1 protein-coding gene is annotated in these 3,614 nt (G+C 63.4%); it reads left to right on the top strand.

What is annotated here, in order from left to right; genetic code table 11:
• Positions 1–2,545 (top strand): ATP-dependent DNA helicase (locus BJQ90_RS18580; RefSeq protein ID WP_226761684.1); only part of this gene is annotated, 2,545 nt, incomplete at its 5' end.
• Positions 2,546–3,614: the final 1,069 nt, after the last annotated feature.

Here is a 3,614-nt window from a genome sequence, read left to right on the forward strand (position 1 = left end):
CGTACTCGCCAACACCGTGCGACGCTCCCACACCACCCCGTACCGCACAGGTGGCTTCACAGCCGACTGGATCGACGCTGTCGGCTCCCTGACTCGCGAGCGCGTCGCGACGAAGCGCGCCACCTGGAGCCGGTGGAACCTCCTCGCGGAAGCCGAACGGGTCTGCGCCGACATCCGCTGCCACACGCCGGCGGACCGCAACACCATGATCGATGCCGTTGCCACCGCCGCAGAAAACCAGTCCGTTCCGCTCAACGAGTACCGTTACACCGTTCCCGTCAACGCGCAGCCCGACCTCCGCTTCGCAAACCGCAGCATCTTCGACTTCCACGGCTCCCGCCTCTACACAGACACGGCAACCCTCGCCAATGAGGATGTCGTCATGACGGCACGGAACGACGACGGCGGCCCGGCCGTGAGCGCGGCCGTCGCCATGGAAGCGCTTGATGGCTACAAACACCGCGGTCGGCTCGAACTCCACAGTGACCAGCGCGCGGCGGCGGCCCAGGTCCTGCTCAGCGGCAACCGGCTCGACGCCGTCGTCGGTCCCGCCGGAACCGGCAAGACCACCACTCTCGGCGCAGTTAAAGCTGCCTGGGAGGCAGAATTCGGCGCCGGTACCGTCGTCGGCCTGGCACCGGCAGCGGCGAGCGCCGACGTCCTCGGGCGAGAGCTGGCACTAACCACGGAAAACGTCGCGAAATGGCTCTACGAGTCAGTCGGCCACGGAGCAGGCCATCGGGCTGCACAGTTCTTCGACACGGAGCAACAGCTCACCGTCGGTGCTACTCCCGGCCCGATGTCCCTTCGGCTCGCTCAGAGAGCCGCCCGGCTCGCCGCCGAACAGGACAGGTGGGGTTTCCATCCCAACCAGCTGGTCGTCGTCGACGAGGCCTCCATGGTCTCCACCCTCCAGCTGTCCGCGCTGGTACAACAGGCCCGGGACGCCGGGGCCAAGATGTTGCTGGTGGGCGACCCCGGGCAATTGGATGCCATTGATGCCGGCGGTACGCTCGGCTGGCTCGACCGGCAGAGCAAGACGGTGCGGCTGAGCACGATTTGGCGGTTCGAACAGGAGTGGGAGCAGGACGCATCGCTCAAGCTCCGGGCCGGGGACTTCTCGGCCATCGCTGACTATTACCGGCACCAACGTATCCAACACGGCTCGTACGTGGATATGGTCGACAAAGCCTATCTGAGCTGGCAATCGGATCTCCAAGATGGCAAGTCGTCCATTCTCATTGCGGCCGACAACGACACGGTCAGCATGCTCAACCGGCGAGCCCAGGCCGACCGCGTCATCCAAGGTTCCGTGGACGCGGAACACACGGTGCCGCTGAGCGACGGGTCGCGGGCCGGCGCTGGCGACACCGTCATTGCCCGCCTCAATGATCGAAGCATCACCGACAGCAGCGGGGACTTCATCCGGAACGGGACCATGCTCGACGTCGTCCGTACAGGCAGGCGCGACGGCTCGCTGACCGCGGTTCGCCGGGACACCGGCGCAACGATCGTTCTTGGCCGGGAGTATGTTGAGTCCTCGGTGGAGCTGGGATATGCGACGACAGCCCACCGTTCGCAGGGCATCACTGTGGACACCGGACACACCGTCGTCACCCAGGGCCGGCTCACCCGTGAACTGCTGTACGTGAGCATGACCCGCGGACGATCGGGAAACCACGCATATGTCAGCGAAAACGATCCTTTGGACGACGACCCTCTGGATCCCGCCTTGCCGTCCTCGTGGCGCCAGATACTTGGTGAGGTCCTTGCCGCCGAGGGAGCCGAACGTACGGCCCACGAAGTCCGCGACGCCGAGCAGTCGAAGGCCGACAGTCTGGGGCAGCTCAGTGCTGAATACGACTACCTCGCACAAATCGCAGCCGCCGAGGACCTGGTGAAGTTCCTTGATGTTCACTCGTCTGGCATGGCCGCTGAACTCCAGCGATCACCTTCGTGGGGCGCGACTGTCGCAGCGTGGCGCCAGGCCACTGGCGTTAGCCGTCCAAGCACGCAACGTGTTGTCATCGCTGCTCTGCAAATAGAAGCGTCGGCTCGAGATATGGCGGCTGTAGTCCACTCCCGACTCCGTCAGTTTCTGTCCGGGGTGCCCGCAGCAGGAAGTGATCCCCTGGCTGCACCGGCCCTCACCTCGCGTCCCGATCTGGCGGACATGATCAACCAGGTTCAGGACCGCGTCCAGCAGCGGATGACCCATATCGCCCGCGACACCATGATGCGTGACACCGAATGGAAACGGGCACTCAGGGAGACCTTGGGTCCGAATGGTCTTACAGACCATGCGACGGACGTCATTCGCCAAGTCGCCATCCACAGGGACAGATGGGGTATCGATGACTCGCCCCTCCCCCTGGGACCAGTTCCTGACTTATACGACTGGGAACAACAGGAGCAGCGCGCCAGGATCACCCGCCTTGTTGACCAATCTGCTCTATCGTCTCCCAGTTACCGGCAGGCTCCGACGTTGCTTGATGACCCGACTTCGCGGGAAGACCGGCTTATCAATGTCGGCTGGCAAATCTAAACTGGTCGAGAAGGTAGTCCATGGATGCAAACCCAGCCCTGAAGCCGAAGCTAGCGACACCTGCTTTGATCCTGAGCAGCGTGGCAATCGCTGCGTGGGTCTTCTATCTCGTCGGTGCTGCGGCCGCCAACGCACCTAATGACTTATCCGTGCTCCTAACCGCGGCTATGACACTCCCCGCGGCCGCAGTCGCCGGGGCGGTATGGTTGGTCCGGGGACGCCGGCGACGTTCATGGATAGCTGGGGCTACCGAAAAGTGGGATCACTTCAACGATTTGAAGCGAAGCAGTGGCACGACGGCAGAGGTCATGGTTCTGAGCGTGGACGCTCTTGAACCCACAGGCTCCTGGATCACCATCAAGTGGAACCGCTTCGACCACGTTCAGCCAGCATGGATCGAGGCCCTGCCGGAGCCGATCTGGCCCGGCTCCGTTCTGCTAATTTCACCGGACCCCGCACAAATCAGGCCTGGAGCGCCATGGCCGGCAACTTATTACATACCGGCTTCACACTCCCTTGCCTGGGCACCGGCCAGCGAGGCTCGGTCAAAGCCCCAGCGCAACCCCCGGGGCGGCCGGTTGAGCTTGAGACGTCAAGATTCTCCTCGCGCTCAGCACTGAGGGTCCCACTGAGCAGAAGCGCACTGCATGTATGGGCCGGATGAACGGCCGGCAGTGGGAGGTGCAGACTTTGGTGACGCCATCAGGGGTGGTGCAACTATGACGTGTGCTCAGGCTGCTTCAGCACCTTGGCTCCCTGGAGGCAACACCGCGGAACTGCGCGCCTTCAACCAGCTATACAAGGTCGACACGGGCACCCCGGACTGTACCTCCCCGACCACGGTTGCCTGCTCCGATCGGTTCCCGGCCGCTATCGCCCGCAGGTTCTCGACGTCAGACATGAAGAGGCTGTCGAACCCGTCAGGCCGACTTCCGGTGAAACACCGGGGCAGATTCTGCGACGCTTCTCGACGCCGCGGAAGTCGAGGCGCTAGTGTTCCGTGTTAATGGTTTGTTTGCGTTTCATCTTGCCCAGGAGATACTCCGCTGATTTGGTCCAGGTGAATGGT

The sequence above is a fragment of the Arthrobacter sp. SO3 genome (assembly GCF_020532825.1).
In the GTDB taxonomy this organism is placed as follows: domain Bacteria; phylum Actinomycetota; class Actinomycetes; order Actinomycetales; family Micrococcaceae; genus Arthrobacter.